This is a genomic window from Nonomuraea sp. WAC 01424 (assembly GCF_003947315.1).
Classification (GTDB): domain Bacteria; phylum Actinomycetota; class Actinomycetes; order Streptosporangiales; family Streptosporangiaceae; genus Nonomuraea; species Nonomuraea spiralis.
The window spans coordinates 1-664 of sequence record NZ_QHHZ01000074.1; the positions used below are offsets into that span (position 1 = coordinate 1).

At 70.8% G+C, this 664-nt stretch carries 1 protein-coding gene; it reads left to right on the forward strand.

Translation table 11 applies throughout. The features are described 5' to 3' along the window. The coding region (pyrF, locus tag DMB42_RS52785) for an orotidine-5'-phosphate decarboxylase (RefSeq protein WP_125649967.1) at nt 1–664 on the forward strand (664 nt) is incomplete at both ends.

Consider the following 664-nt stretch of genomic DNA (forward strand, 5'->3'; position numbering starts at 1 on the left):
CGGCGGACGCGGGCGGACTGGAGAAGTTCGCCCTCACGGCCGCTGCGACGCTCGCGCCCGAGGTCGCGGTGATCAAGCCCCAGTCGGCCTTTTTCGAGGCCTACGGGCCTCCTGGGGTCGCCGTTCTGGCCAAGACGATGAAGGTGTGCCGGGAGGCGGGCGCGCTCGTCCTGCTGGACGTCAAACGCGGCGACATCGGTTCGACGATGGCGGCGTACACGGCGGCGTTCCTACCCGCCGGCGCGGATCTCGAGGCGGACGCCATCACCGTGTCGCCGTACCTCGGTTTCGGTTCGCTGGCCCCCGCGCTCGACGTTGCGCGGACGCAAGGCAAGGGGCTGTTCGTTCTCGCGCGCACCTCCAACCCGGAGGCGCAGGGATTGCAGAACGCCTTGCTGCCCAACGGAAAGACCGTCGCGCAGGACATCGTCGACACGGCGGCCGCGTACAACGCGGGCGTCGGGCCCTTGGGTGACATCGGTGTCGTCGTCGGCGCCACCATCACGCCGGGAGAGCTCGATCTGAGCAAGCTGAACGGTCCGGTCCTGGCGCCCGGTTTCGGGGCGCCGGGGGCCACTCCGGCCGATTTGCGGGCCCTTTTCGGGCCGGGACTGCCGGGTGTGCTCCCCGCGTCGTCCCGTGACGTCCTCAGGCACGGACCCGG